Below are 26,976 nucleotides of genomic sequence, written 5' to 3'. Positions count from 1 at the left end.
TCGCGAGTGCCGTGCGGCACCGCCGCGGCATGGGTTGCAGCCACTTCGCCGACGTGTCGCGTTCCTCGGCGGTCTTCCGCGCGCGGTAGTCGGCGTTCCGTTCGGTGGGCGTGAGCTGCTTGGTGGGTGCCTTCGGTGCCTTCGGCGGCTTCCAAAGCGGGACGATGACGCGGACGGCGGCAGCCACCTCGCCGAAGTAGCCGTGCACGTTAGTGCGGCCGGTCGTCCTGGGCGAACGTGCGCAGGTCGCGGTACGCCTGACGGGCACCGAGGACGTCCGGAAGCGATGCGGCGGCGTCGGTGACCATGTCGACCAGCACCGCGACGGACGCCGGACGGGGGACGTCCCCCGAGCCGGCTGGCCGGACGAAAAGCGTGCCCCGGTCCTGGAACATGTCGAACGACGACCGGTGGTGCATACGAGGAACCGTGGTCCTGGAAACAGGTCGAGGTGTAGGCACCGCGAGCGACAGTGCTCTTTGATGAGGTGGCCAAGCACATGAACTCCGCACCGGCCGACGACGCAGAAGGTACGGCCCCGCCCGATCCGGGCCAGCCGGGCGTGTAGACGACGGGGGCGACGCCCCGGGACCACACCCCGGAACGCCGCCCCTCGGCCGTCAGCTGGCCGGTGCTTCCGCCCAGTGCACCGACACGCGTTCGGCCGTGTTGGCGTTCCGTCCGCGCCCGATGGACTTCGCCACGGCCACCCGGTCGACGAAGAACGCCAGGAACTCTCGCCGCTCCGCGAGCTCCCAGCCCGCCCAGGTCGACCCCGGTCCGATCGGGTCCTCTCCGGGGTCCGTCCACTCCGCCGGGATCGCGACCGCGTCAGAGCCGGCCGCTTCCAGCTCGGCGACGCGACCGGCGGTACGTGCCTCGTGCGCGGTGAGTCGTTCTACGGACTCACGGAACATCTGGTCGCCGACGCTGCCCGCGTACAGTCCGGCTTGCCGGTCGGCGTACAGCGTCCGCAGCGCTTCGCGGACGTGCTCCAGCTCGGCGCGGGCTGCGGCCAGCTCGGCGACCCGCTCGGACGTGTCCTGCTGGGCGGCGAACCGACGGGCGGCCTCATCGAGCCAGGCGACGTCGGCGGGGTCCTCGGGGTCCATCGCAGCGAGCCGTGTCCACAGGCGACGGGTAACGACGTCGTCGGTCGTAGCCATGTCGATGGCTAGGCCGCCGTGCCCGGGGACGGCGCCGGACTGCGCCCGGTTGCAGCGGTAGAGCTGCTTTCCGCTCCGCCGGTCGGTGACCATGACGGAGCCACACACGCCGCAGAACAACATCCCAGCACCGCCGAGGAGCGACGGGACTGAGCGACCGCCCTGCTTGACGACCGGCGTCCGGCCGTCGAGGACGTCCTGAAGTCGCCACCAGTCATCAGCCGGGACGATCGGCTCGTGCGCGACCAGCGGTGCGCCGGTGTCATCGCGGAGAATGACGCGCTTGGTGCCCTGGCGTTCCGCGGCGTATCCGGCGAGGCGCGGGTCACGGAGTATCCGCAGCACCGTCGACGACGTCCACGAGGTCCGCTCCAGCGGGTCGGACTTCCCGCGTGCCCGCCGGGCGGCGACACGAGCCGTCATGTCGGCGGCCTTGGTCGGTACGCCGGACTCGTTGAGCTTGCGCGCGATGGCTGATGCGGCCACGCCGTCGGTTGCCCAGGCCACCATGTCGCGGACGTGCGGGGCTTCGGCAGGGTCGGGAACGAGCTTCACGACGACCAGTTCGCCGCGCGCCTCGCGGGTGGACCGGAAGCCGTAGGGAGCCATGCCCGAAACGTGCGAGCCGGCTGCCCGCAAGGTCTCCTTGGTCGCCGAGATGTACGCCGACTTCATGTCGGATTCCTGCTGGGCGAGCGCGGCGATCAGGCCGAAGATCGCGACGCCCATCGGGGTCGAGGTGTCCAGGTACGGCTCTTCGACAGACACGAGCAGGACGCCGTGCTTGGCGAGCTCGTCGTTGATCAGCATCGCTTCCAGTGCACCCTGACGAGTGAGCCGCGAGAGGGAGAACACGACCACCGCGTCTACGTGACCGGCCCGGACGGCGGCCATCATCTCCTCGAACTCCGGGCGGACGACGTTCGGGTCCCAGCCGGACTTGCCGACGTCGGCGAAGTGCCCGGCGTTGTCCCAGCCCTTCGCGGTGATCAGGGCTTCGCACTTCGTGAGCTGGGCTTCCGGCGACGACTTGCTGTCGTCCTCACGCTTCTTGGACTGCCGGATGTAGGAGACTGCACGCACATGGTCCAGGTTAGGGGTCCAGCCCGGGCCCCGTTTTGTGAGAGGTGTCATGTGCCTAGCATCGTAAAAATCAACGTGCTGACCGTGCCCGCCGAGCAGCGGGAGGTGCTGGAGAAGCGGTTCGCCTCGCGGGCCCACGCGGTGGAGAGCTCCGACGGCTTCGAGTGGTTCGAGCTGCTGCGCCCCGTCGAGGGCACCGACCAGTACCTCGTGTACACCCGCTGGCGTGACGAGGAGTCGTTCCAGGCCTGGATGGAGGGGCCGATGAAGTCCGCGCATCAGGGCGGCGGCGAGGGCGGCGAGCGTCCGAAGCCGGCGGCCTCCGGCTCGACCCTGTGGTCCTTCGAGGTGGTGCAGCAGGCCGCGCCCAAGGGCGCCTGACGGACATACGACGGCGCCCCCTGCCTGTGCGGGTCAGGGGGCGCCGTCGGGTTCCAGGGGCCGTTACTTCACCGGCTCCGGCTCCGGCTCGCTCTCCGTCTCGGCCTCGCCCGCCGGGTCGACCGGCGTCCTGACGGAGTCGAGGAGCAGCTGGGCGACGTCCACGACCTGGACGGACTCCTTGGCCTTGCCCTCGTTCTTCTTGCCGTTCACCGAGTCGGTGAGCATGACCAGGCAGAAGGGGCAGGCGGTGGAGACGATGTCCGGGTTGAGGGAGAGGGCCTCGTCGACGCGCTCGTTGTTGATGCGCTTGCCGATGCGCTCTTCCATCCACATCCGGGCGCCGCCGGCGCCGCAGCAGAAGCCGCGCTCCTTGTGGCGGTGCATCTCCTCGTTGCGCAGGCCCGGGACCTTGCCGATGATCTCGCGCGGGGGCGTGTAGATCTTGTTGTGGCGGCCCAGGTAGCACGGGTCGTGGTACGTGATGATGCCCTCGACCGGGGTGACCGGGACCAGCTTGCCCTCGTCCACCAGGTGCTGGAGCAGCTGGGTGTGGTGGATGACCTCGTAGTCGCCGCCGAGCTGCGGGTACTCGTTGCCAAGCGTGTTCAGGCAGTGCGGGCAGGTGGCGACGATCTTCTTGGCCGACTTCGGCTTCGCGGACTCCGGGACGACCTTGCCCTCGTCGTCCAGCTCCTCGCCGAACGCCGTGTTCAGGGCCATCACGTTCTCCATGCCGAGCTCCTGGAACAGGGGCTCGTTGCCGAGGCGGCGGGCGGAGTCACCGGTGCACTTCTCGTCGCCGCCCATGATCGCGAACTTGACGCCCGCGATGTGCAGCAGCTCGGCGAAGGCCTTGGTGGTCTTCTTGGCGCGGTCCTCCAGGGCGCCGGCGCAGCCGACCCAGTACAGGTACTCGACCTCGGTGAGGTCCTCGATGTCCTTGCCGACGACCGGGACCTCGAAGTCGACCTCCTTGGTCCACTCCAGGCGCTGCTTCTTGGCCAGGCCCCAGGGGTTGCCCTTCTTCTCCAGGTTCTTGAGCATCGTGCCCGCCTCGGACGGGAACGCGGACTCGATCATGACCTGGTAGCGGCGCATGTCCACGATGTGGTCGACGTGCTCGATGTCCACCGGGCACTGCTCGACGCAGGCGCCGCAGGTGGTGCAGGACCACAGGACGTCCGGGTCGATGACGCCGTTCTCCTCGGCGGTGCCGATCAGCGGGCGCTCGGCCTCGGCGAGCGCGGCGGCGGGAACGTCCTTCAGCTGCTCCTCGGAGGCCTTCTCCTCGCCCTCCATCGTCTTGCCGCCGCCGGCCAGCAGGTACGGCGCCTTGGCGTGCGCGTGGTCCCGCAGCGACATGATCAGCAGCTTGGGGGAGAGCGGCTTGCCGGTGTTCCAGGCGGGGCACTGCGACTGGCAGCGGCCGCACTCGGTGCAGGTGGAGAAGTCCAGCAGGCCCTTCCAGGAGAACTGCTCGACCTGGGAGACGCCGAAGACGTCGTCCTCGCCCGGGTCCTCGAAGTTGATCGGCTTGCCGCCGGAGGTCATCGGGAGCAGGGCGCCGAGGGAGGTCTCACCGGTGGCGTTGCGCTTGAACCAGATGTTCGGGAAGGCCAGGAAGCGGTGCCAGGCCACACCCATGTCGGTCTTCAGGGCGACCGTGATCATCCAGATGAAGGAGGTCGCGATCTTCAGGCCGGCGAAGAAGTAGGTGAGGTTCTGGAGGGTGGAGACGTCCATGCCCTCCAGCCACGACACGACCGGGTAGGAGATGAAGAAGGACGCCTCGTAGCCGTCCACGTGGTGCTGGGCGCCTTCGAGGGCGTGCAGCATGAAGATGCAGACGCCGACGACGAGGATGACGGTCTCGACGAAGTACGCCTGGCCGAAGTTGGAACCGGCGAACCGGGACTTGCGGCCCGGCCTGCGCGGGTGGCTCAGCTGGCGGACCACGATCAGGGTGAGGATGCCGACGGCCGTCATCGTGCCCATGAGCTCGACGTAGATGTTGTACGGAGCCCAGTCGCCGAGGACCGGCAGGATCCAGTCGGCCTTGAACAGCTGCCCGATGGCGTTGACGATCGTCAGCAGCAGGGTCAGGAAGCCCACCGCCACGAACCAGTGCGCCACGCCGACGACGCCCCAGCGGTTCATCCGCGTGTGGCCGATGAACTCCTTGGCCAGGGTGAGGGTGCGTTGGGCGGGATCGTTGGTCCGCGTACCGGCCGGCACGGGCTGGCCCAGCCGCAGGTGGTTGAAGATCTGGAGGAGGGCGCGGCCGAACAGTGCCACGCCGACCACGATCAGGACCAGCGACACGATGATCGCGGCGAGTTGCATTGGGGCTCCTGAGGCGGCCGACATTACTAAGCGGTAACTTATGTAGTCCGTCTGAGACTACCCCCATCTTCCGTCGGGATGCAGTAGAGCGCGGGGTGATCTGGGTCGCCGCCGGGCAATCAGATCGTGTTATTCGTACCGAATTGATACTTTCGCCCCTACCTTAGAGCCGTGCTCTACGGGATCGCCGCCGCCACCGCCGCTCTGCTCTGCACCGCCGTGCTCGCGGCGGTGCTCCGGCTGCCCGCCCTGAGGGCCGGAATCCTCGACCGCCGCCGGCAGCGTCCGCTGCCGCTGCTCGGGGGACTCGCCGTCGTGGTCGTCACCTGCCTGGTCGCCGGAGCGGGGGAGTGGACCCGGGTCGCCCCGCTCGGGGACGGGGTCGCCGAGCTGCTCGTGGCCGCCGCCGTGGTCGCCGCGATCGGCCTGGTGGCCGACGTCTGGCGGCTCCGCGCGCGCGTGCTCGTCGCCGGTACGACCGTGGCGGCGGTCTGCGTGGTGCCGTACGACGAGACGGGCCTGCCGGGCGGGGTGCTGGCCGTCGGCTGGATCGTCCTCGCCACCCTCGCCTTCAAGGGGCTCGACCACGCCGACGGGCTGGCCGGGACGATCGGGGTGGTCACCGCCTTCGGTGCGGGGGTCTGCGCCGCCGCCGAGGTGATGGACGGGCTCGCCGTGCTGCTGAGCGTGGTCGCCGCCGCCCTCACCGGCTTCCTGATGCACAACTGGCATCCCGCGCGGATCGGCCTCGGCGCCTGCGGCTCGCTGTTCACCGGGTTCGTGCTGTCGTCGGCGGTCGTCTTCACGCGCGCCGGGTACGACGTCGGGCCGAGCGCGGCGGTGGTGTTCTGCCTCGGTGCCGTCGCCGTCGCCGACGCCCTGCTCGTGGTCCTCGCCCGGGGGGTGGCCCGGCGTCCGCTGCTCCGGCGCGGCCCGGACCATCTCGCGCACCGGCTGCGGCGGCTCGGGCTCACCCCGCAGGGGTCGGTCGTGCTGCTCGGGGCGGGCTCGTTCTCCTCGGTGCTCGTGGGGGTGCTCGTGCACACCGGGTGGACGGGGGAGAAGGCCGTGCTCTGGGTGGCCGGCGGGGTGCTGCTGGCCGTCCTCGTACTCCTTCTGATTCCTGCTCCACAGGGGCGCCGCCCGCCATCAACGCAGGTCAGCGGGCACTTGCGTGTAAGGAACGGATAAGAGTTGAGTCTGGCTGACTCAGGTCTGTTGACCCGGCGGTTCTGCTCATGCACACTTGAGCCTGTTCCACTCAAGTCAGCTGGAGGAATCAACCATGGCACGTGCGGTCGGCATCGACCTGGGCACGACTAACTCCGTCGTCAGCGTTCTGGAGGGCGGCGAGCCCACCGTCATCACCAACGCCGAGGGTGCCAGGACCACGCCGTCCGTCGTCGCCTTCGCCAAGAACGGCGAGGTGCTCGTCGGCGAGGTCGCCAAGCGCCAGGCGGTCACGAACGTGGACCGGACCATCCGCTCGGTGAAGCGCCACATGGGCACCGACTGGAAGATCCAGCTCGACGGCAAGGACTTCAACCCGCAGCAGATCTCCGCGTTCATCCTGCAGAAGCTGAAGCGGGACGCCGAGGCCTACCTGGGCGAGAAGGTCACGGACGCGGTCATCACCGTCCCGGCCTACTTCAACGACTCCGAGCGCCAGGCGACGAAGGAGGCCGGCGAGATCGCCGGTCTGAACGTCCTGCGCATCGTCAACGAGCCGACCGCGGCCGCGCTCGCCTACGGCCTCGACAAGGACGACCAGACGATCCTCGTCTTCGACCTCGGTGGCGGCACCTTCGACGTGTCCCTGCTGGAGATCGGCGACGGCGTCGTCGAGGTGAAGGCCACCAACGGTGACAACCACCTCGGTGGTGACGACTGGGACCAGCGCGTCGTCGACTACCTGGTCAAGCAGTTCCAGTCCGGCCACGGCGTGGACCTGAGCAAGGACAAGATGGCGCTGCAGCGTCTGCGCGAGGCCGCGGAGAAGGCGAAGATCGAGCTGTCCTCCTCCACGGAGACCTCGATCAACCTGCCGTACATCACCGCGTCCGCCGAGGGCCCGCTGCACCTGGACGAGAAGCTCACCCGGGCTCAGTTCCAGCAGCTGACGGCCGACCTGCTGGAGCGCTGCAAGACGCCGTTCCACAACGTCATCAAGGACGCCGGCATCTCCATCAACGAGATCGACCACGTCGTTCTCGTCGGTGGCTCCACCCGCATGCCCGCCGTCGCCGAGCTCGTCAAGGAGCTGACCGGCGGCAAGGAGGCCAACAAGGGTGTGAACCCGGACGAGGTCGTCGCCATCGGCGCCTCGCTCCAGGCCGGTGTCCTCAAGGGCGAGGTCAAGGACGTCCTGCTGCTCGACGTCACCCCGCTGTCCCTCGGTATCGAGACCAAGGGCGGCATCATGACCAAGCTGATCGAGCGCAACACCACGATCCCGACCAAGCGCTCGGAGATCTTCACCACGGCCGAGGACAACCAGCCGTCGGTGCAGATCCAGGTCTACCAGGGCGAGCGCGAGATCGCGGCGTACAACAAGAAGCTCGGCATGTTCGAGCTGACCGGTCTGCCGCCGGCGCCCCGCGGCGTCCCGCAGATCGAGGTCTCCTTCGACATCGACGCCAACGGCATCATGCACGTCACGGCGAAGGACCTCGGCACCGGCAAGGAGCAGAAGATGACCGTCACCGGCGGCTCCTCGCTCCCGAAGGAAGAGGTCGACCGCATGCGCGAGGAGGCCGAGCGCTACGCGGAGGAGGACCACAAGCGCCGCGAGGCCGCCGAGGCCCGCAACCAGGGCGAGCAGCTGGTCTACCAGACCGAGAAGTTCCTCAAGGACAACGAGGACAAGGTCCCCGGCGAGATCAAGACCGAGGTCGAGGCCGCGGTCGGCGAGCTGAAGGAAGCCCTCAAGGGCGAGGACACCGCCGAGATCCGCACCGCCACCGAGAAGGTCGCCGCCGTCTCGCAGAAGCTGGGCCAGGCCCTGTACGCCGACGCCCAGGGCGCGCAGGCCGCGGGCGGTCCCGAGGGCGCGACCGCCGGTGGCGCCAAGGCCGCCGACGACGACGTGGTGGACGCCGAGATCGTGGACGACGAGCGCAAGGACGGTGCCGCGTAATGACGGAGGAGACCCCGGGCTTCGAGGAGAAGCCCGACGTCCCCTCCGGCGCCACCCCTGACGACGCCGAGCCGAAGGACGCCTCCTCCGAGGAGGGGGCGGCCCCGGCCGGGGACGCGAACGCAGAGAACGCCGGTCTGGTCGCCCAGCTGGACCAGGTGCGCACGGCGCTCGGCGAGCGCACGGCGGACCTCCAGCGGCTCCAGGCCGAGTACCAGAACTACCGCCGCCGGGTCGAGCGGGACCGGATCGCGGTCAAGGAGATCGCCATCGCGAACCTCCTGACCGAGCTCCTGCCCGTGCTCGACGACATCGGCCGGGCACGGGAGCACGGCGAGCTGGTAGGCGGCTTCAAGTCGGTGGCCGAGTCGCTGGAGACCGTCGCGGCCAAGATGGGCCTGCAGCAGTTCGGCAAGGAGGGCGAGCCCTTCGACCCGACGATCCACGAGGCCCTGATGCACAGTTACGCACCGGACGTCACGGAGACGACCTGCGTGGCGATCCTGCAGCCGGGGTACCGCATCGGCGAGCGCACCATCCGCCCCGCGCGGGTGGCCGTCGCCGAGCCGCAGCCCGGCGCGCAGACCGTCAAGGCCGAGGACGCCGAGGAGAACACCCCGGCGGCCGACGACAAGGAGAGCGGTGGCCCGGACGAGGGCTGACGTGAAGACTGAGGGGAACCGCGGAAAGGGGGTACGTCGAGGATGAGCACCAAGGACTTCATCGAGAAGGACTACTACAAGGTCCTCGGCGTCCCCAAGGACGCCACCGAGGCCGAGATCAAGAAGGCGTACCGGAAGCTCGCCCGCGAGTTCCACCCGGACGCCAACAAGGGCAACGCCAAGGCCGAGGAGCGCTTCAAGGAGATCTCCGAGGCGAACGACGTCCTCGGCGACCCGAAGAAGCGCAAGGAGTACGACGAGGCGCGCGCGCTGTTCGGCAACGGCGGCTTCCGCCCCGGACCGGGCGGGGCCGGCGGCTCCTTCAACTTCGACCTGGGCGACCTCTTCGGAGGAGCGGGCGGCGCCCAGGGCGGAGGCTTCGGCGGCGGACTCGGCGACGTCTTCGGGGGCCTGTTCAACCGCGGCGGCACGGGGACGAGCCGTACCCAGCCCCGGCGCGGCCAGGACATCGACACCGAGGTCACGCTGAGCTTCACGGAGGCCATCGAGGGCGCCACGGTGCCGCTGCGGATGTCCTCCCAGGCGCCCTGCAAGGCCTGCTCGGGCACCGGCGACAAGAACGGCACACCGCGCGTGTGCCCGACCTGCGTCGGCACCGGTCAGGTCGCGCGGGGCTCCGGCGGCGGCTTCTCGCTCACCGACCCCTGCCCCGACTGCAAGGGCCGCGGTCTGATGGCCGAGCACCCCTGCCTGGAGTGCAAGGGCAGCGGGCGCGCCAAGTCGTCGCGGACCATGCAGGTCCGCATCCCGGCGGGCGTGACCGACGGGCAGCGGATCCGGCTGCGCGGCAAGGGCGCGCCCGGCGAGCGGGGCGGCCCGGCCGGCGACCTGTACGTGGTCGTCCACGTCGGCGAGCACCCGGTGTTCGGGCGCAAGGACGACAACCTCACCGTCACCGTGCCGGTGACGTTCGCCGAGGCGGCCCTGGGCGGCGAGGTGCGGGTGCCGACGCTCGGCGGCCCGGCCGTCACCCTGAAGCTGCCGCCCGGCACCCCGAACGGCCGGACCATGCGGGCGCGGGGCAAGGGCGCGGTCCGCAAGGACGGCACCCGCGGCGATCTGCTGGTCACCGTCGAGGTGAGTGTCCCGAAGGACCTGTCGGGGAAGGCTCGTGACGCGCTGGAGGCGTATCGCGAGGCGACCGCGGGCGAGGACCCGCGGGCGGAGCTGTTCGAGGCCGCGAAGGGAGCTTGAGAGTATGGACGGCCGTCGGCGTAACCCGTATGAACTGACCGAGGAGACCCCGGTCTACGTCATCTCGGTGGCGGCCCAGCTCTCCGGACTCCACCCGCAGACGCTGCGCCAGTACGACCGCCTGGGCCTGGTCTCCCCCGACCGCACCGCGGGCCGGGGCCGCCGCTACTCGGCCCGTGACATCGAACTGCTCCGCCAGGTGCAGCAGTTGTCGCAGGACGAGGGCATCAACCTGGCCGGTATCAAGCGCATCATCGAACTGGAGAACCAGGTCGTCGCTCTCCAGTCCCGCGTCGCGGAGCTGGAGGCGGCCCTGGACGGCGCCGCGGCCGCGATGCAGCAGCGCGAGGCCGCCGTGCACGCCTCCTACCGGCGCGACCTGGTGCCGTACCAGGAGGTCCAGCAGACCAGCGCGCTGGTGGTGTGGCGGCCGAAGCGGCAGCAGCAGGACTGACGCGTTCAGGCGCACAAAGAGGGGCCCGGACACCGGGCCCCTCTTCTGCATGCCTGTCAGCCGGCGGACGCCGGCTCGGTGCCGTCCTCGGCCGGCGGGGTGCCCAGCTCGGTCGCGACCACCACGTTGGCCTCGCGGGTCAGCTGGTAGCGGGAGTTCCAGTTCGTGTCCACGGCGTCCACGAAGAAGCAGCGCTCCTCGCCGTCCGGGGTCGACTGGTACCGGTAGGAGGTGACGTCGGGCATCAGCCAGGCGTCCTGGGACGCGGAGCAGACCCGCTCCTCGCCGTCGCTCAGGATCCGGCCCGCGTAGACGGAGTACCGGTTCAGGTCGGGCGCCGGGTTCTTGTCCCACGTCAGCTCGAAGCCGTAGTCGGTCGGGGTGACCTTCAGCCCGGTGACGAGGGGCGGCGGGGTGTCGTCCCGGCGCTTGCCGGTGAGGACGGCGGACCGGGCGGACTCGTTGCCCGCCGCGTCCACCGCGGTCACCCGGTAGTAGTACGTGGTGCCCACCGCGGCCGAGGCGTCGCGGTAGGACAGCTCCTGCGTGCTGCCCAGGCGGGTGTAGGTGCCGTTCGCGGTCGCCGCCCGGTACACCCGGTAGGAGGCCGCCCCGGGCTCGGAGCTCCAGCCGATGCGCAGGCCGTCCTGCTCGGAGGCGTCGGTGACCTCCAGGCCGGACGGCGCGCCGGGCGCGGTGCGGTCGGCGGTGGTGACGGGCTTGTCCGCCGTGCCCGCGGACTCGTTGCCGGCCTTGTCGTAGGCGCGGACCTCGTAGTAGTACGTGTCGCCGGTCGCCGGGAGGGTGGTGTCGGTGTACGTGGTGGCGGTGGTCGTCGCCAGCGGCGCGGCCTCGTACGGGTAGCCCGCCAGCCGCCGGTAGACGCGGTAGCCGGCGAGGTCCATCTCCTTGTTCTTCGACCAGCCGATCTTCGCCTTGCCGGTCGCGGAGTCGTACGTCACCGCGGTGCCGGTGGGCACCAGCGGCTTGACCTTGTCGACGTCGGGCGAGGTGCGGGGCGTGTAGGCGAGGGAGACGTTCGCGGAGCCGGTCCAGTTCACGAAGTCCACGCGGAGCGTGTGCTTGCCGGACGGCACGGTGACGTTGACGGTCTTCTTCTGGGTCGTGGAGACGTTCTTCCAGAGGTCGACCTTGCGGGTGCCGTCCAGGTAGACCCGGATCCCGTCCTGCGCGGCGGCGGTGAGGGCGAAGGGCCCGCCGGAGCCGAAGTCGCGGGTGACGGTCCAGCGGACGCCGAAGTTGTCCTTGGGCAGGCCCGTGGCGGGGGCGCCGGTGCCCCACTGCTCGGCGACCGCGCTGTCGCAGTCCGCCTTCTTCGGAGTGCCGGAGAACGTGGTGTTCGCGAAGAACTGCCGGGTGTAGACGGGCGAGGCGCAGCCGGTCGCGGCGGAGGCGGTCGGGGCGACCGCGCCCAGCAGGGCACCGGAGGCGGCGAGCACGACGGCCGTGGCGGTCGTACGTCTGGCTGAGTTCATTCGGTCCTCTGATCGAGTCGTAGTGCGGCTCGAGGCCGTCATGATCACGACTCGTGACGAACCGTGTTGGTTGTACGGATCTTTGCAGACCCGTGAACTCCCTTTGGATGTACGGTCCGTAAAGGGTATTTGAAGGGGGTTTCGCGTGACCTCCACAGGGACAGCTGAGCGTGGTGTTGCGCACTCGTTAAGTGATTCTTCTTGACGTCGGGTGCGGCACCGAAGTTGTCTTTTCAGACACCTGGGTCGTAAAGCAGCACCCACGTCCGGAACGCACCTGAAGTGAGCCCTCGAATGCGTCGAATCGCCATATCCGTGGCCGCGTCCACGATGACCCTCTCGCTCGCCGGCTGTGGCGTGCTGAACGCGACGGGGGACGGCGCGAGCGCGAGCCCGACCAAGGGCAACGACGTCACGGTGGGCCTGCTGCTGCCGGAGAAGGCGAACACCCGCTACGACAAGTTCGACTACCCCATCATCAAGGACAAGGTGGCCGAACTCACCAAGAAGCAGGGCAAGGTGCAGTACGCCAACGCCGACGCGAGCGCCGCCCGGCAGTCCGAGCAGATGCAGAACATGATCGACGCCAAGGTCGACGTCATCCTGCTCGACGCGGTGGACGCGCACGCCATCGCCGACGAGGTGAAGAAGGCCAAGGACGCGGGCATTCCGGTCATCGCCTACGACCGGCTCGCCGAGGGCCCGATCGACGCCTACATCTCCTTCGACAACGAACTCGTCGGCGAGGTGCAGGGCCGCACCCTGCTGGAGGCGCTCGGGCCGAACGTCGACACCTCCGACAAGGTCGTCATGGTGAACGGCTCGCCCACCGACCCCAACGCCAAGCAGTTCAAGGAGGGCGCGCTCTCCGAGCTGAACGGCAAGGTGGACATCGCGGCGAGCTTCGACACCCCGGACTGGAAGCCGGAGAACGCCGAGGCCTTCATGGCCAAGGCCATCGCGCAGATCGGAAAGAGCAACATCGCCGGCGTCTACGCAGCCAACGACGGCATGGCGGGCGGTGTCATCAAGGCCCTGAAGGCGGCCGGCGTCACCGAACTGCCGCCGATCACCGGCCAGGACGCCGAACTGGACGCCGTGCAGCGGGTCCTGGGCGGTGAGCAGTACATGAGCGTCTACAAGTCCTACCCGGACGAGGCCGAGGCCGCCGCGCAGATGGCCGTCACCAAGATCCAGGGCAAGGACATCCAGTTCGACGCCCTCACCCAGGACCGGGTGGACAGCCCCACCACCAAGGACATCCCCTCCAAGCTGGTGCAGGTCACCGCGCTCACCAAGCACAGCATCAAGGACACCGTCGTCGCCGACGGCATCTACGGCGTCGGTGACATCTGCACCGCCAAGTACAAGGCCGCCTGCGCGGCGATCGGCCTCAAGTAGGCCCGGCGGCCCCGCCGCAGCGCCGTCCGCTCCGCCACCGTCAGCTTGTTGCAATGCGGGGGACGGAGCGGCGCCGAAAGCAGGGCATAGCGGGATTTTCCGGTGGCCACCGTGGGGAGAGCCGTGTTGCGGACCCCCTTCGGCGCCGCGCATAGTTGCGCTGCGGAAGTGGCAGCACACCGGGGGTGGAATGGGCGATGGCCGGGCGCGGGGCGGAGGAGCATCCTCACGGTGCCGACCGGCTGTGTGCGGCCGGGGATCGGGTGTACTCCCGTGCCGTGCGCCGGGGACGGGTGCCGCGCACGGACGCCGAACCGGTGCCCTGCCTGCTGGAGCTGGCCCTGCTGCACCCCGACCCCGACGACATGGACTGGCTGGTGCCGACCTCCCCGCAGGAGGTCATGACCCGGCTCCTGCGCGGGGTCTACGACGAGGTCAGCGCGAGCCAGCGGCGGGTGGGCTCGGCGGTGGCCGCGTTCGAGTGGTACGCGGGCCTGGGCCGGCAGCTGAACACGCTGGCACCGGCCGAGGGCAGCGCCATCCGGGTCCTGGACGGGCTGTCCCGCATCCAGGCCGCGATGGACGAGGCGACCGAGGCGTGTACCACCGAGGTGCTCACCGTGCAGCCCGGCGGCATCCGGCGGGAGGCGGAACTCACCGAGGGTCTGCACCGGGCGCTGGCGCTGCGCGGCCGGGGCGTGCGGATGCGGGACCTCTACACGCACGTGGCCCGGCACGGCCAGGGCCTGCTGAACTACCTGGAGTTGATGGGCGACACGGTGGAGGCCCGCACCCTGGACGAGGTCATCGACCGGCTCATCCTCTTCGACCGCACGGTGGCGTTCATCCCCGCCAACGCCGACCGCACGATGGCCCTGGAGCTGCGCCACCCGGCGCTGGTGGAGTACCTGGTCACGGTCTTCGAACGCCTCTGGCGCCTGGCGATCCCGCTCACCGCGCCCCTCCCCGACACCGGCATCGAGGGCATCTCCCACCGCGAGCAGTCCATCGCCGCGCTGCTCGCCGAGGGGCACCAGGACGCCGTCATCGCCGAGCGGCTCGGCATCAGCGTGCGGACGTGCCGGGCCCACATCGCCCGGCTGTCCGAGACCCTGGGCGCCGCCAGCCGCACGCAACTCGGTGTCCGCATCGCCCAGGTCGGCCTGGACGGCCACCGCCCGCCCCTGCCGGCCACCGCCCTCACCGGTCCGGATCAAGAGCCCCCGACCGCGCGATGAGGTACCAGGGCTGCGCGATGTGCAGCCGCGCGGTCCGCACGTTCACCCCCTGGGGCGTGTCCTCCCCTGATCCGGTCACCGTCAGTGGTCCCGGTCCAGGATGCCGGACTGGGCGATGAGATAGCCGAGCTGGGCGCGGCTGCCGCTGCCGAGGGCCTGGGCGAGTTTGGCGATGTGGGCCCGGCAGGTGCGGACGTTCATGCCGAGGCGGCGGGCGATGGCTTCGTCCACGTGGCCTTCGACCAGGAGCTTGGCGATGGAGTGCTGGATCTCGGTGATGCCGTCGGGGGCGGTTTCGTAGGGGGTGCCGGCGCTCAGGGGTACGGCGTGGTCCCACATGAACTCGAACACCTTGATGAGGTAGCTGACGAGGCCCGGCTGACGGATTTCCAGGGCGACTTTCTGGTCGTCCCGGGTCGGGATGAAGGCGACGGTCTGGTCGCAGATGATGAGCCGCTCGACCAGTCCGTCGATGGTGCGCTGCTCCACCTTGCCGTCGGAGAGCCGGGCGGCGTAATCCAGCCGCTCCGAGCTGTACCGGGCGGTGTGCGGGTAGAGCGTTCTGATGCGCACCCCGCGTTCGATCAGCGGCCGGTCGCGTCCCAGCCCCTGCTTGAGGCTGCGCTCGGGCCGGTGGCCGCTCGGCTGAACCGTGAGCATCTCGGTCTGGCACTGCGAAGTGGCCAGATCCAGCGCCGCGTTGATCCGCTCACTGCCCTCCAGCACAGTGATCGAGTCGCTGGTGGTCGACATCTGGGCGCCGAGCGCCATGAAGGGGGCGAAGGCGTCGGACAACTGGATCGACTGCCGTCGGCGTTCGGTGATCTCGTGCTCGATCGGATTGAGCCGCTGGGCGAGGGCGACGGCAGGCGGCACCGGACGCAGCCATTCCGGATCGTCGGGGTCGGGATGGAGGAGGGCGAACTCCATCAGGCACGGAGCCGGCGTCACGTCTTCCCGAGCGATTCGCCCAGTACGCAGGGCGGCAGCATAAAGTTGTCCGCCTACTTCGCACATCTCGGTCATCGCATGGGGATGTGTCGCCTTAGTCCGATTTGCCACCAAATCTCCACCCCCCAGGGTCCTGAACATGCAGGAACATGATGCACCGATCGTGTGGCATTGATGTGCCCGAATGAGCCATCGTCGTACCCGACGGGGGAAGAGGGGACCTTCAAGTGAGGACGAAGCCGACTATGCGTAACAGAATGCTTCGCTCGGTGCTTGTCGCCACCTTCGCCGCCGTCGCGACCGTCGGGGTTCTCGGTGGAGGGTCCGGCGGAAGAGGTGATGACGCGGGCGACAGTGTCTGGCCACTGGCTCCGAAGGGGCATGTGCTGGCGGACAGTGTCTGGCCGGCGGCAGCGGCAGCGGAGTCGACGGCAAGCGTGGCGGGGAGCTGATGTGACCACTCCACCCGACGACCGCTCCTTCCGTCGCGAAATGGCCACCGCCTACCGTTCCGGCTGGCACTTCATCGACCTGGTCACCGCCATCCCCCACAGTGGTGACTCGCTGATGGTGACCGTGTTCGGGGAGCCGGTCGTCGTCACGCGCGACGACGACGGGGACGTACGGGCGTTCCGGTGTCTGCGCAAGCCGCGCGGGGCGCCGCAGCCGGTGCGCTGTGCCATCCGGTACGGAATGATCTTTGTGAACCTGGACCAGCGGGACCACCGGCTCGCCGAGCCGGCGGAGTCCGACCTGAGGACCATCTCGGCCACCCCCCGCAGTGCCTGACGCGATTCCCCCGTCGTAACAGATCGCTCAGGCGCTTCCCCCCGCAGCGGCGTCACCGTGACCTGAACACGGTGACGCCGCTGCAGTTTCCGGGGAGATATCGGGGTATAGGCGCACTTTCGCCGGGCTTCACGGTGGCGGAAAACCGCCGGTACTCAGCCGTGCCCGAGCGCCCGCTCCACCTCGATCTCGATGACCACCCGGGACGGGTTCGGCGACGGCGTCCGCTCGTACCGCTCGGCGTACCGCCGCACCGCCTCCGCCACCCGCTCCGGCTCGGTCCGTACCCGCGCCCGCCCCTCCAGCGTGGCCCAGCGCCGGCCGTCCACCTGGCACACCGCCACCCGGGCGCCCTCGGGCCCGGCCGTGCGTATGTGCCGGACCTTCGCGCTCGTTCCGTTGGTGATCACCCGGGCCAGCCGGGCCTCGGCGTCGTACGTCACGCCCACCGGCACAACGTGGGGGCTGCCGTCGGGGCGCAGGGTCGTCAGGGTGCACAGGTGTCGTTCACGCCAGAAGGCGAGGTACGGCTCGTCCATGCGCGCAACCTAGCCCCGAAGCACTCCCGCAAGGAACCTTGAGTGGAATAGACTCAAGTTTGCGTATGCTGGTTAAGTCAGCAGTGGACAGTGGTCGAGGAGGAGAAGGGACACCGTGGACGCCGAGCTGACCAACAGGAGCCGGGACGCGATCAACGCGGCGAGCAATCGCGCCGTGACCGAGGGGCACCCGGACCTCACCCCTGCTCACCTGCTGCTGGCCCTGCTCCAGGGGCAGGACAACGAGAACATCACCGACCTGCTCGCGGCCGTGGACGCGGACCAGGCAGCCGTACGCGCCGGCGCGGAGCGGATCCTGGCCGGCCTGCCCAGCGTGACCGGGTCCACCGTCGCACCGCCGCAGCCCAACCGGGACCTGCTGGCCGTGATCGCGGACGCCGGCGAGCGCGCGAAGGAGCTCGGTGACGAGTACCTGTCCACCGAGCACCTGCTGATCGGTGTCGCCGCGAAGGGCGGTGCCGCCGCCGAGCTGCTCGTCCGGCAGGGCGCCGAGGCGAAGAAGCTGCTGGAGGCCTTCAAGAAGGCCAGGGGAGGACGCCGCGTGACCACCGCCGACCCCGAGGGCCAGTACAAGGCCCTGGAGAAGTTCGGCACCGACTTCACCGCCGCCGCCCGCGAGGGCCGGCTCGACCCGGTCATCGGGCGGGACCAGGAGATCCGGCGGGTCGTGCAGGTGCTGAGCCGCCGTACCAAGAACAACCCGGTCCTCATCGGTGAGCCCGGCGTCGGCAAGACCGCCGTCGTGGAAGGGCTCGCGCAGCGGATCGTCAAGGGGGACGTGCCCGAGTCGCTGAAGGACAAGCGGCTGGTCGCGCTCGACCTCGGGGCGATGGTCGCCGGTGCCAAGTACCGCGGCGAGTTCGAGGAGCGGCTGAAGGCCGTCCTCGCCGAGATCAAGGACTCCGACGGGCAGATCATCACCTTCATCGACGAGCTGCACACCGTCGTGGGTGCCGGCGCCGGCGGCGACTCCGCCATGGACGCGGGCAACATGCTCAAGCCCATGCTCGCCCGCGGCGAGCTGCGGATGGTGGGCGCCACCACGCTGGACGAGTACCGGGAGCGGATCGAGAAGGACCCCGCGCTGGAGCGGCGCTTCCAGCAGGTGCTGGTCGCCGAGCCGACGGTGGAGGACACCGTCGCGATCCTGCGCGGACTCAAGGGCCGGTACGAGGCCCACCACAAGGTGCAGATCGCGGACAGCGCGCTGGTGGCCGCCGCCACCCTGTCCGACCGGTACATCACCTCCCGCTTCCTCCCCGACAAGGCCATCGACCTGGTGGACGAGTCCGCCTCGCGGCTGCGGATGGAGATCGACTCCTCGCCCGTGGAGATCGACGAGCTCCAGCGGGCCGTCGACCGGCTGAAGATGGAGGAGCTGGCGATCGGCAAGGAGACCGATCCGGCCTCCCTCGCCCGCCTGGAGAAGCTGCGCCGCGACCTCGCCGACAAGGAGGAGGAGCTGCGGGGCCTGACCGCCCGCTGGGAGAAGGAGAAGCAGTCCCTCAACCGGGTCGGTGAGCTGAAGGAGAAGCTGGACGACCTGCGCGGACAGGCCGAACGCGCCCAGCGCGACGGCGACTTCGACACCGCCGCCAAGTTGCTCTACGGCGAGATCCCGCAGCTGGAGAAGGAGCTGGAGGCCGCCTCCGAGGCCGAGGAGGAGGTCGCCAAGGACACCATGGTCAAGGAGGAGGTCGGCGCCGACGACATCGCCGACGTCGTCGCCGCCTGGACCGGTATCCCCGCCGGGCGGCTCATGGAGGGCGAGACCCAGAAGCTGCTGCGCATGGAGGAGGAGATCGGCAAGCGGCTCATCGGGCAGAGCGAGGCCGTGCGGGCCGTCAGTGACGCCGTACGGCGGTCGCGGGCCGGGATCGCCGACCCCGACCGGCCCACCGGGTCCTTCCTCTTCCTCGGCCCGACCGGTGTCGGCAAGACGGAACTCGCCAAGGCGCTCGCGGACTTCCTCTTCGACGACGAGCGGGCCATGGTCCGCATCGACATGTCGGAGTACGGCGAGAAGCACACCGTGGCCCGGCTGGTCGGCGCGCCTCCCGGCTACATCGGCTACGAGGAGGGCGGCCAGCTGACCGAGGCGGTGCGGCGGCGTCCGTACAGCGTGGTCCTGCTGGACGAGGTGGAGAAGGCCCACCCGGAGGTCTTCGACATCCTGCTCCAGGTGCTGGACGACGGCCGGCTGACGGACGGTCAGGGCCGCACGGTCGACTTCCGCAACACCATCCTCGTACTCACCTCCAACCTGGGCAGCCAGTTCCTGATGGACCCGCTCACCAGCGAGGAGCAGAAGAAGGAGCAGGTCCTGGAGGTGGTCCGGTCCTCCTTCAAACCGGAGTTCCTGAACCGGCTGGACGACCTGGTGGTCTTCTCCGCGCTCACCAAGCCGGAGCTGGAGCGGATCGCCCAGCTCCAGATCGACGGGCTCGCCAAGCGGCTGGCCGAGCGGCAGCTCACGCTGGAGATCACCCCCGAGGCGCTGGCCTGGCTGGCGCAGGAGGGTCTGGACCCGGCGTACGGCGCCCGGCCGCTGCGCCGCCTGGTGCAGACCGCCATCGGCGACCGGCTCGCCAAGGAGATCCTGTCCGGCGAGGTCAAGGACGGCGACACGGTCCGCGTGGACCGCTTCGGCGAGGGCCTGCTGGTCGGCCCCGCGACCGGAAAGACCCTCTAGCGGACACCCCGGTTGTCAGCTCTGGGCTGACCGGCGGGTCGGGGGTTGCCATCCCCCGACCCGCCGGTGGGAGGATGGCCGCATCCGCATGAAGGGAAAAACACGGTGAGCATCGACCCGTCCTCGATTCCGAATTTCGGGGGCCAGCCCGAACCGCAGCCCCAAGGACCGGCGGGCCCCGTCCTCCCGGATCAGGACCTGGTGAAGCAGCTTCTCGACCAGATGGAGCTGAAGTACGTCGTCGACGAGGAGGGTGACCTCGCCGCGCCGTGGGAGCAGTTCCGCACCTACTTCATGTTCCGCGGAGAGGCCGAACAGGCGATCTTCTCGGTGCGGACCTTCTACGACCGGCCGCACAAGATCGACGAGAAGCCGCAGCTGCTCGAGTCGATCGACGACTGGAACCGCCGCACCCTGTGGCCGAAGGTGTACACCCACACCCACGATGACGGCACCGTCCGTCTGATCGGCGAGGCCCAGATGCTGATCGGCACGGGCGTCGACATCAACCACTTCGTCTCCTCCACGGTCAGCTGGGTGCGGGCCGCGATCGAGTTCGACAAGTGGCTGGTGGAGCAGCTCGGCCTGGAGCAGGAGGTCAACGACTCCGAGCAGCCCGAGGACGACGGGGAGTAACAGCACCCCCGGGCCGGTCCGGGGGCTCCCGCCCCCGGACCGTGCCCCCGTCCGCGCTCACATGCGGCGCAGCCGCTCCGCCGCCTCCCGGAGGACCTCCTCCCGCTTGCAGAAGGCGAAGCGCACGAACGGCGCCCCCGCCTCCCGGTCGTCGTAGAACACCGCGTTCGGGATGGCCACCACGCCCGCCCGCTCCGGGAGGGCACGGCAGAAGGCGAAGCCGTCCTTCTCGCCGAGGGGCCGGATGTCGGTGGTGACGAAGTAGGTGCCGGCCGGCCGGAACACCTCGAATCCCGCCGCCGTGAGCCCCTCCGCCAGGATGTCCCGGCGGGCCAGCATGCCCCGGCGGAACTCCTCGAAGTAGGAGTCGGGCAGCGCGAGCGCCTCGGCCACCGCGTACTGGAACGGGCCCGAGGTGACGTACGTCAGGAACTGCTTCACCGCGCGGACCGCGCTCACCAGCGCCGGCGCGGCCGTCACCCAGCCGACCTTCCAGCCGGTGAACGAGAACGTCTTGCCGGCCGAGCCGATGCTCACCGTCCGCTCGCGCATCCCGGGGAACGTGGCCAGCGGCAGGTGTCCGGCGCCGTCGAAGACCAGGTGTTCGTAGACCTCGTCGGTCACCACCAGCAGATCCCGCTCCACGGCCAGCTCGGCGATCGCTGCCAGCTCCGCGCGGGTGAGGACCGTACCGGTCGGGTTGTGCGGGGTGTTGATCAGCAGCAGCCGGGTGCGGTCGGTGACGGCGGCCCGCAGTTCGTCGAGGTCCAGCCGGAAGCTCCCGTCGTGCGGCCGCAGCGTCACCGGCACCCGGGTGCCGCCCGCCATGGCGATGCTCGCCGCGTACGAGTCGTAGTACGGCTCCAGCGCCACCACCTCGTCACCCGGCTCGACCAGCGCCAGCAGCGAGGCCGCGATCGCCTCGGTCGCGCCCGCGGTGACCAGCACCTCGGTGTCGGGGTCGTAGGACAGGTTGTAGTGGCGCTGCTGGTGCGCGGCGATCGCGGTGCGCAGCTCGGGGACGCCGGGGCCGGGCGGGTACTGGTTGCCGCGGCCGTCGCGGAGCGCCCGGACGGCGGCCTCCCGGATCTCCTCGGGGCCGTCGGTGTCGGGGAAGCCCTGGCCCAGGTTGATCGCCCCGGTCGCCACGGCGAGCGCCGACATCTCGGCGAAGATCGTCGTCCCGAACGCGGCGAGCCGGCGGTTGAGGTGAGGACGTGCGCTGGAGGTCATGCCGGCCATCCTGCGCGCATGCCCGGGGTTTCCTCAACTCACCTCCAGGCAATGACGCGCATCCGTCCCGGCGGCCCCCGACTCACCTTGCGCCGCAGGTCAGAGGGCATTTTCCCGGATGGACCCTCAGAACTTGCTCAACTCTGCTTTGCGGTGGGAAGCGGACGGGCATCCCCCCGGCACCGCGCGAGGCGCGGCAACACGCGAGGCGCCCACGGGGGGCCGCTTCGGGGGAACGGAAGGAGGGTGGCGCCATGTTCGCAGGCATCATCCTGGCGGTGGTCGTGATCGTGTTCCTCGCGGCGGGCCGGGCCCGCCGGAGCCGGAACACCCGGCTCTCGCTGCACAGGGCCGGCCGCGGGCGGAACCGGTCGTACGGCTCGTCGTCCTCGTCCTCGTCGTCCTCGGCCTACACGGACAGCGGGTCGAGCAGCTGGTGGGTCGGCGGCGGGGACTCCGGCTCGTCCGGCGGACACGGCGGACACGGCGGACACGGAGGGCACGGAGGGCACGGAGGGGGACACGGGGGCCACTCATGCGGGGGCCACTCCTGCGGCGGAGGTTCGTCGTGCGGCGGGGGCTCCTCGTGCGGCGGGGGCGGATGCGGGGGAGGCAGCTGACACGGGGCAGCCGAGCTTCCGGAACAGGGGGAACCGCATCCGGGCCGCACACCACCGAGCGCCCGCCGGAGGGACCATCGGCGGGCGCTCGGCCTGTTCGTCCCCGCGCCCGGCGCACGCCATGGTTGAACAGTTGAACTGTGTAGCCCTCTGAGGGATGGAAACCCGGCGAAGTTGGGTAAAAACGCTGTGGCGGCGCCACTGTTCATGATTCCCTCTACATCGCCAACGCAGCCCCTCGGACGTCCTCCAGACTCCCCACCCCGGCCGGACCGGCTGGGCTGACATGGCCGTTCTCCCCCTCATTTGCGTGTTAGCGGAGCCGATCCATGCTCACGACCCTGAACACCTCCTACACCGATACGCGCGCTGCCGACCTCGCCTGGGCCCTGGGACGCGAGCCGCTGCCCGCCCTGGCCACGCTCGATCTCGAACTCACGGGCGCCAAACTGCAGTTGCGGCTGCTCGGTGCGTCGCACCAGGTGCTCCTGGAGGAGGAGCGGGGCAGCTGTTCGGAGACGGTCGCGTGCATCCCCGGCTCCAGCACCCCGCTGCCGCTGGGCGTCGCCAAGCGGGTCGGCGACTGGGAGTACGAGTTCGCCGCCCGCGTGGAGGTGCTCACCCCCGGCTCGTTCGCCGGCCGCGCCCAGGAGTTGCTGGCCCTCGTCTCCGACCATCCGCACGGCCTCGCCGGTGTCTTCCCCGGCAGCCCGCACGCGTTCACCGCGCTGCTGGCCCAGTGGCACGAGGGCCAGGTGCACTGGCGCACGTGGCACGCCTACCCGCAGGACGGGCAGTTGGTGGCCACCCGGACCCGGGTCGGACCGCGAGTGAAAGCGGCACGGCCGCGGTGACGGCGGCATAAACCCGCACTGCGTCAACTGACCTCAGATCCACACGTGTGGGTGACGAAGCGTGCCGAGTGTGTGACGTAACGTCGCAGCGTGATCGAACCGCACGCCCCCGCGCCCCCGGGCGCCCCGCCCTCCTGGACAGGCCCCGCCCGGCTGCCCGTCCGGCCCGGCACCGGGCGGTTCCTGGTCCTCGTGTGTGTCTTCGTCTGCGCAGCCTGCGGACTCGTGTACGAACTCGAACTCGTCGCCTTCGCCTCCTACCTGATCGGCGACTCGGTCACCCAGGCCTCCGTGGTGCTGTCCGTGATGGTGTTCGCGATGGGCATCGGCTCCCTCGCCGCCAAACGGCTGCGCTGGCACGCGGCGGCCGGATTCGGCGCCGTCGAGTCGGCCCTCGCGCTGGTCGGCGGCTGCAGCGCCATGGCCCTGTACGCCGTCTTCGCCTGGACCGCCGGCTGGGGCGGGATGTGGGCCGACGGGCCGCGCTGCCTCCTGGTCGCCTTCTCCCTCGCCATCGGCCTGCTCATCGGCGCCGAGGTCCCGCTGCTCATGGAGCTGATCCAGCGCATCCGCCGGCAGGACGCGGGCGGCGCGGTGGCCGACCTGTTCGCCGCGGACTACGTCGGCGCCCTCGTCGGCGGCCTCGCCTTCCCCTTCCTGCTCCTGCCGTTCCTGGGCCAGCTGACCGGAGCGCTGCTGACCGGCACGGTCAACGTGGTCGCGGGCGGCGCCCTGGTCCTCGGCCTCTTCCGCCGCGACCTCACCCGCCGCGCCCGCTGGACCCTGCTGCTCACCGGTCTCGTCGTCCTCGGCGTCCTCGCCTCGGCCGCCGCCCTCGCCGGCGACTTCGAACGGGCCGCCCGGCACGCCGTGTACGGCACCGACGTCCGGGTGGCCGTACAGACCGACGTCCAGGAGGTCGTGCTGGCCGGCGGCACCCACGGCCGGCCCCTCGACCTCTTCCTCGACGGCCGCCTGCGCGTCGGCGGCCGGGACGCCCGCCGCTACCACGAGGCGCTGGTCGGGCCCGCCCTGACCGGCCCGCACGCGCGCGTCCTGATCCTCGGCGGCGGCGACGGCCTGGCCGCCCGCGAGGTGCTGCGCCGGCGCGGGGTGCGCCGCGTCGACGTCGTGGAACTCGACCCCGGCCTGGTGGACCTGGCCCGCCGCGACCGCGGCCTGTCCGCCGCCAACGGGCACGCCTTCGCCGACCGGCGCGTCCGGGTCACCACCGCCGACGCGCTCGGCTGGCTGCGGCAGGCGCGCGGGCCGACGTACGACGTCGTCATCGCCGACCTTCCCGATCCCGGCATCACCGCCAGCACCAAGCTGTACTCCCAGGAGTTCTACGGCCTCGCGCGCCGTGTCCTCGCCCGGGACGGCCGCCTGGTGGTGCACGCGGGCCCCGTCACCGCCCGACCCCGCGCCTTCTGGACCGTCGCCGTGACCCTGCGCACCGCCGGCTTCGCCGTCTCCCCCTACCGGGTCCTCGGCCACGACACCGGCTTCGCCCCCGGCCCCGACCGCTCGACCGGCACGTCCCGGGCCCCCCACGACTGGGGCTTCCTCCTCGCGGCCCCCGGCCCCGCCCCACCGCCCCTGCGCGTGCCCGCCGGCCACTCGGCCACCTTGACCCAGAGCGACCTGACGGCGGACGCCCGGGCGGCGGAGCGGACGAGGGTCCGGGGGGTGCGGGCGTCGACGCTGGTGCATCCGAGGTACTGAGCGGTGCCGGGGGGACGCCTTCCAGCCGACCGGGACGGGTGGCGAACCGGGGGTCGGGGCCGGAGCCCTCGGCAGGGCCGGGTGCGTTCCGGCCACAACTGGGTAGGCTCCCCGACCATGGAGCACCAGGTCTTCGTCCCGGTCCCCGCAGAGCGGCTCCGCACCGCGCTGGCCGACAAGGCCCACGTGGCCCGGGCCGTCCCCGGCCTGCAACAGGAGGCCGGTGCCGAACCGCTCACCGGCCGGCTGAAACTCCGTGTCGGCGGACACTCCGTCACCTACCGGGGCAGCGCCCGCATCACCCCCCGGGAGGACGGCACGTACGCCGTGGACGGCGACGCCACCGAGTCCCGCGGCACCGGCGCGGTCAAGCTCGCCCTGACCCTGACCCTCACGGACACCGAAGGCGGCTGCACGGTCACGGCCGAGGGCACCGCGGACGTGTCCGGCCGGATCACGGAACTGCCGGCGGAGACGGTGAGCGTGGCGGCGACCAGGCTGCTGACCCGCTTCCTGGAAACCCTGGCGGCGGACGACGACGAGCCGTCGAAGCCGGCCGCCGAAGCCGAGGACACGGACGAGGAGGTGGCGGGGGCCACCGGCAAACCCGCCCGCGTCCTGCACCCCGACCGGTTCTCCGGCGACTTCGCCGACACGGGCGAACCGCCCGCCGAGGCCGCGCACGCGCGCCGCACGATGATCGGCCGCAGCGCCGAGGAGGTCGACCACGCCCCGCCCCGCGGCCGCTACGCCCCCGTACCGGCCCCCCAGACCGTCACCGGCAGCCCGGCCGTGCGCTGGGCCGCCCCCGCCGCGGCGCTGGCCCTCGCCTCGGCGATCGTGGTCACCCGCGTCCTGCGCAAACGCCGCTGACGCTTCCCGCACGCCCCCTTGATCGCCCCAGTAGGGTCGGTTCCGTGAGTAACGAAGACATCACGCTGACCGCGGGCGACGCGGAAGTGACCGTGCGGCCCGGCAACGGCGGCCGAATCGGCGGACTCCGGATCGGCGGCGTGGAGCTGCTGCGGCAGGGCGAGCGCTACGGCTGCTTCCCGATGGTGCCCTGGTGCGGCCGGACCCGGGAGGGCCGTTTCCTGGACGGCGGGACCGTCCGCCAGATGCCGCTGAACGCCCCGCCGCACGCCATGCACGGCACCGCACGCGACGGCGCCTGGCGCACCGCGCGCGTCACGGTGGACGAGGCGGTGATCACGCACGAGCTGACCGACCCCTGGCCGCACCCCGGCCGCGTCACCCAGGTCGTCGCGCTCGCCGAGGACAGCCTGACGCTGACGATGTCCGTGGAGACGTACGACGACTCCTTCCCGGCCCAGCTGGGCTGGCACCCCTGGTTCCACCGCAACCTGGGCGGCCGGGACGTGCAGCTGGACTTCAAGCCCGCCTGGCAGGAGGAGCGCGGCGCCGACCACCTGCCCACCGGCAACCGCATCGACCCGCGGCCGGGCCCCTGGGACGACTGCTTCGGCATGCCCGGCGGCGTCGACGTCACCCTCACCTGGCCGGAGCAGCTGGAGCTGAAGGTGACCAGCCGCGAGGAGTGGGTGGTGATCTACGACGAGCAGGCCGAGGCCGTCTGCGTCGAGCCGCAGACCGGTCCGCCGAACGGGCTGAACACCCTTCCGCGCCTGGTCACCCCGCTGGACCCGCTGGAGGCCACGACCACCTGGAGCTGGCGGCGCCTCTAAGCTGGTCGGCATGACGGATGTACGCGGCGCGCTGCTGCAGCAGATCAAGGACAAGGCCGTGGTGCACGGCAAGGTGACTCTGTCGTCGGGCAAGGAAGCCGACTACTACATCGACCTCCGCCGCATCACGCTCGACGGCGAGGCAGCGCCGCTGGTCGGTCAGGTCATGCTGGACCTGACCGCCGACCTGGACTACGAGGCCGTCGGCGGACTCACCCTGGGCGCCGACCCGGTGGCCACCGCGATGCTGCACGCCTCCGCCGCGCGCGGCAAGACGCTGGACGCCTTCGTGGTCCGCAAGCAGGGCAAGGCGCACGGTCTGCAGCGCCGTATCGAGGGCGCCGAGGTCAAGGGCCGCCGGGTGCTGGCCGTCGAGGACACCTCCACCACCGGCGGCTCCGTGCTGACCGCCGTGGAGGCGCTGCGCGAGGCCGGCGCGGAGGTCGTCGCCGTCGCCACGATCGTGGACCGGGCCACCGGCGCGGCCGAGGCGATCGCCGAGCAGGCCGGTGTGCCGTACGTGTTCGCCTTCTCGAAGGATGAACTGGGTCTGGACTGACGACGCGGTGTGACCTGCACTTGACCGGGGGCGCCGCGTCGCGCCCCTCGTCTGGAAAGATGGGGCCGACGAT

Annotated in this window: 23 protein-coding genes; 16 read left to right on the top strand and 7 right to left on the bottom strand. The window is 70.6% G+C overall.

Features of this window, described 5'->3' with window-relative positions:
- Window positions 1-209: 209 nt before the first annotated feature.
- Together ACIP4Y_RS27475 and ACIP4Y_RS27470 are read right to left on the bottom strand one after the other, a co-directional pair.
- Window positions 210-419 carry a hypothetical protein gene (locus ACIP4Y_RS27475; RefSeq protein WP_401398292.1) on the bottom strand — a complete coding sequence of 70 codons (210 nt, stop codon included), beginning with the start codon at window positions 417-419 and terminating at the stop codon, window positions 210-212.
- Between the two features lie 201 nt (window positions 420-620).
- Window positions 621-2,249 (bottom strand): recombinase family protein, encoded by a 1,629-nt coding sequence (locus tag ACIP4Y_RS27470; protein ID WP_401398290.1) that lies wholly within the window; start codon window positions 2,247-2,249, stop codon window positions 621-623.
- 51 nt (window positions 2,250-2,300) lie between these two features.
- Here ACIP4Y_RS27470 and ACIP4Y_RS27465 point away from each other — a divergent pair, with 51 nt between their 5' ends.
- On the top strand, window positions 2,301-2,630 hold the full coding sequence (locus ACIP4Y_RS27465) for an antibiotic biosynthesis monooxygenase family protein (protein WP_401398288.1): 330 nt from the start codon (window positions 2,301-2,303) through the stop codon (window positions 2,628-2,630).
- Between the two features lie 63 nt (window positions 2,631-2,693).
- Here the strand turns inward: ACIP4Y_RS27465 and ACIP4Y_RS27460 are convergent, their stop codons facing one another.
- Window positions 2,694-4,976: a (Fe-S)-binding protein gene (locus tag ACIP4Y_RS27460; RefSeq protein ID WP_401398286.1), complete on the bottom strand. Its 2,283-nt coding sequence runs from the start codon at window positions 4,974-4,976 to the stop codon at window positions 2,694-2,696.
- Between the two features lie 171 nt (window positions 4,977-5,147).
- Between ACIP4Y_RS27460 and ACIP4Y_RS27455 the strand changes: the two genes are divergently transcribed.
- From ACIP4Y_RS27455 to ACIP4Y_RS27435, 5 genes are all read left to right on the top strand, one after another.
- Entirely contained in the window at window positions 5,148-6,167 is a 1,020-nt protein-coding gene (locus ACIP4Y_RS27455; RefSeq protein WP_401398284.1) for an MraY family glycosyltransferase, read from the top strand.
- Between the two features lie 94 nt (window positions 6,168-6,261).
- Entirely contained in the window at window positions 6,262-8,112 is a 1,851-nt protein-coding gene (gene dnaK, locus ACIP4Y_RS27450) for a molecular chaperone DnaK (RefSeq protein ID WP_358639664.1), read from the top strand.
- Window positions 8,112-8,774, top strand: coding sequence for a nucleotide exchange factor GrpE (gene grpE / locus ACIP4Y_RS27445; RefSeq protein WP_401398282.1), 663 nt, complete (start codon window positions 8,112-8,114; stop codon window positions 8,772-8,774). The genes dnaK and grpE overlap by 1 nt, the downstream gene beginning before the upstream one ends.
- 42 nt (window positions 8,775-8,816) lie before the next feature.
- Window positions 8,817-9,989, top strand: coding sequence for a molecular chaperone DnaJ (gene dnaJ / locus ACIP4Y_RS27440; RefSeq protein ID WP_401398280.1), 1,173 nt, complete (start codon window positions 8,817-8,819; stop codon window positions 9,987-9,989).
- A gap of 4 nt (window positions 9,990-9,993) precedes the next feature.
- On the top strand, window positions 9,994-10,443 hold the full coding sequence (locus ACIP4Y_RS27435) for a heat shock protein transcriptional repressor HspR (RefSeq protein WP_208033393.1): 450 nt from the start codon (window positions 9,994-9,996) through the stop codon (window positions 10,441-10,443).
- Between the two features lie 56 nt (window positions 10,444-10,499).
- Here ACIP4Y_RS27435 and ACIP4Y_RS27430 read toward each other — a convergent pair whose 3' ends face one another.
- Window positions 10,500-11,939: a PA14 domain-containing protein gene (locus tag ACIP4Y_RS27430; protein WP_401398277.1), complete on the bottom strand. Its 1,440-nt coding sequence runs from the start codon at window positions 11,937-11,939 to the stop codon at window positions 10,500-10,502.
- Window positions 11,940-12,233: 294 nt separating this feature from the next.
- Between ACIP4Y_RS27430 and ACIP4Y_RS27425 the strand changes: the two genes are divergently transcribed.
- Window positions 12,234-13,340 (top strand): sugar ABC transporter substrate-binding protein, encoded by a 1,107-nt coding sequence (locus ACIP4Y_RS27425; RefSeq protein ID WP_401398275.1) that lies wholly within the window; start codon window positions 12,234-12,236, stop codon window positions 13,338-13,340.
- A 197-nt stretch (window positions 13,341-13,537) separates the two neighbouring features.
- Window positions 13,538-14,578, top strand: coding sequence for a LuxR C-terminal-related transcriptional regulator (locus ACIP4Y_RS27420; RefSeq protein WP_358639674.1), 1,041 nt, complete (start codon window positions 13,538-13,540; stop codon window positions 14,576-14,578).
- 81 nt (window positions 14,579-14,659) lie between these two features.
- Here the strand turns inward: ACIP4Y_RS27420 and ACIP4Y_RS27415 are convergent, their stop codons facing one another.
- On the bottom strand, window positions 14,660-15,670 hold the full coding sequence (locus ACIP4Y_RS27415) for a helix-turn-helix transcriptional regulator (protein WP_358639676.1): 1,011 nt from the start codon (window positions 15,668-15,670) through the stop codon (window positions 14,660-14,662).
- 312 nt (window positions 15,671-15,982) lie between these two features.
- Between ACIP4Y_RS27415 and ACIP4Y_RS27410 the strand changes: the two genes are divergently transcribed.
- Window positions 15,983-16,318: a hypothetical protein gene (locus tag ACIP4Y_RS27410; RefSeq protein WP_401398273.1), complete on the top strand. Its 336-nt coding sequence runs from the start codon at window positions 15,983-15,985 to the stop codon at window positions 16,316-16,318.
- A 155-nt stretch (window positions 16,319-16,473) separates the two neighbouring features.
- On the opposite strand, the gene ACIP4Y_RS27405 is transcribed toward ACIP4Y_RS27410, so the two are convergent.
- Window positions 16,474-16,857, bottom strand: coding sequence for a TIGR03618 family F420-dependent PPOX class oxidoreductase (locus ACIP4Y_RS27405; protein ID WP_358639678.1), 384 nt, complete (start codon window positions 16,855-16,857; stop codon window positions 16,474-16,476).
- 115 nt (window positions 16,858-16,972) lie between these two features.
- On the opposite strand from ACIP4Y_RS27405, the gene clpB reads away from it, so the two are divergent.
- A complete protein-coding gene (gene clpB / locus ACIP4Y_RS27400; protein WP_401398270.1) occupies window positions 16,973-19,570 on the top strand; it encodes an ATP-dependent chaperone ClpB in 2,598 nt (865 codons plus the stop codon).
- A 105-nt stretch (window positions 19,571-19,675) separates the two neighbouring features.
- Window positions 19,676-20,206, top strand: coding sequence for a YbjN domain-containing protein (locus tag ACIP4Y_RS27395; protein WP_015493304.1), 531 nt, complete (start codon window positions 19,676-19,678; stop codon window positions 20,204-20,206).
- A 57-nt stretch (window positions 20,207-20,263) separates the two neighbouring features.
- On the opposite strand, the gene ACIP4Y_RS27390 is transcribed toward ACIP4Y_RS27395, so the two are convergent.
- Entirely contained in the window at window positions 20,264-21,448 is a 1,185-nt protein-coding gene (locus tag ACIP4Y_RS27390) for a pyridoxal phosphate-dependent aminotransferase (RefSeq protein ID WP_401398268.1), read from the bottom strand.
- A gap of 940 nt (window positions 21,449-22,388) precedes the next feature.
- Between ACIP4Y_RS27390 and ACIP4Y_RS27385 the strand changes: the two genes are divergently transcribed.
- The 5 genes from ACIP4Y_RS27385 (at window position 22,389) to pyrE (ending at window position 26,903) form a co-directional block, all read left to right on the top strand.
- Complete coding sequence (locus ACIP4Y_RS27385; RefSeq protein WP_358639684.1) at window positions 22,389-22,913, top strand: DUF2617 family protein; 525 nt, start codon at window positions 22,389-22,391, stop codon at window positions 22,911-22,913.
- A gap of 90 nt (window positions 22,914-23,003) precedes the next feature.
- On the top strand, window positions 23,004-24,638 hold the full coding sequence (locus ACIP4Y_RS27380; RefSeq protein ID WP_401398266.1) for a polyamine aminopropyltransferase: 1,635 nt from the start codon (window positions 23,004-23,006) through the stop codon (window positions 24,636-24,638).
- Window positions 24,639-24,755: 117 nt separating this feature from the next.
- On the top strand, window positions 24,756-25,511 hold the full coding sequence (locus ACIP4Y_RS27375) for an SRPBCC family protein (RefSeq protein WP_401398264.1): 756 nt from the start codon (window positions 24,756-24,758) through the stop codon (window positions 25,509-25,511).
- A 44-nt stretch (window positions 25,512-25,555) separates the two neighbouring features.
- Entirely contained in the window at window positions 25,556-26,344 is a 789-nt protein-coding gene (locus tag ACIP4Y_RS27370) for an aldose 1-epimerase (protein ID WP_401398262.1), read from the top strand.
- A 10-nt stretch (window positions 26,345-26,354) separates the two neighbouring features.
- Window positions 26,355-26,903 carry an orotate phosphoribosyltransferase gene (gene pyrE / locus ACIP4Y_RS27365; RefSeq protein WP_358639691.1) on the top strand — a complete coding sequence of 183 codons (549 nt, stop codon included), beginning with the start codon at window positions 26,355-26,357 and terminating at the stop codon, window positions 26,901-26,903.
- The last annotated feature ends 73 nt before the right edge of the window (window positions 26,904-26,976 follow it).

Origin of the sequence: Streptomyces sp. NPDC088810 (assembly GCF_044750305.1) — a bacterium.
In the GTDB taxonomy this organism is placed as follows: Bacteria; Actinomycetota; Actinomycetes; order Streptomycetales; family Streptomycetaceae; genus Streptomyces.
This window is presented reverse-complemented; position numbering and strand designations above follow the sequence as displayed.

Bases quoted from the DNA above. Each gene is read 5' to 3' on its own strand.
- ACIP4Y_RS27475 (WP_401398292.1), bottom strand. From the start codon at position 419: ATGCACCACCGGTCGTCGTTCGACATGTTCCAGGACCGGGGCACGCTT.
- ACIP4Y_RS27460 (WP_401398286.1), bottom strand. From the start codon at position 4,976: ATGCAACTCGCCGCGATCATCGTGTCGCTGGTCCTGATCGTGGTCGGC.
- dnaK (WP_358639664.1), top strand. From the start codon at position 6,262: ATGGCACGTGCGGTCGGCATCGACCTGGGCACGACTAACTCCGTCGTC.
- grpE (WP_401398282.1), top strand. From the start codon at position 8,112: ATGACGGAGGAGACCCCGGGCTTCGAGGAGAAGCCCGACGTCCCCTCC.
- dnaJ (WP_401398280.1), top strand. From the start codon at position 8,817: ATGAGCACCAAGGACTTCATCGAGAAGGACTACTACAAGGTCCTCGGC.
- ACIP4Y_RS27435 (WP_208033393.1), top strand. From the start codon at position 9,994: ATGGACGGCCGTCGGCGTAACCCGTATGAACTGACCGAGGAGACCCCG.
- ACIP4Y_RS27430 (WP_401398277.1), bottom strand. From the start codon at position 11,939: ATGAACTCAGCCAGACGTACGACCGCCACGGCCGTCGTGCTCGCCGCC.
- ACIP4Y_RS27425 (WP_401398275.1), top strand. From the start codon at position 12,234: ATGCGTCGAATCGCCATATCCGTGGCCGCGTCCACGATGACCCTCTCG.
- ACIP4Y_RS27420 (WP_358639674.1), top strand. From the start codon at position 13,538: ATGGCCGGGCGCGGGGCGGAGGAGCATCCTCACGGTGCCGACCGGCTG.
- ACIP4Y_RS27415 (WP_358639676.1), bottom strand. From the start codon at position 15,670: ATGTTCAGGACCCTGGGGGGTGGAGATTTGGTGGCAAATCGGACTAAG.
- ACIP4Y_RS27405 (WP_358639678.1), bottom strand. From the start codon at position 16,857: ATGGACGAGCCGTACCTCGCCTTCTGGCGTGAACGACACCTGTGCACC.
- ACIP4Y_RS27390 (WP_401398268.1), bottom strand. From the start codon at position 21,448: ATGGCCGGCATGACCTCCAGCGCACGTCCTCACCTCAACCGCCGGCTC.
- ACIP4Y_RS27385 (WP_358639684.1), top strand. From the start codon at position 22,389: ATGCTCACGACCCTGAACACCTCCTACACCGATACGCGCGCTGCCGAC.
- ACIP4Y_RS27375 (WP_401398264.1), top strand. From the start codon at position 24,756: ATGGAGCACCAGGTCTTCGTCCCGGTCCCCGCAGAGCGGCTCCGCACC.
- pyrE (WP_358639691.1), top strand. From the start codon at position 26,355: ATGACGGATGTACGCGGCGCGCTGCTGCAGCAGATCAAGGACAAGGCC.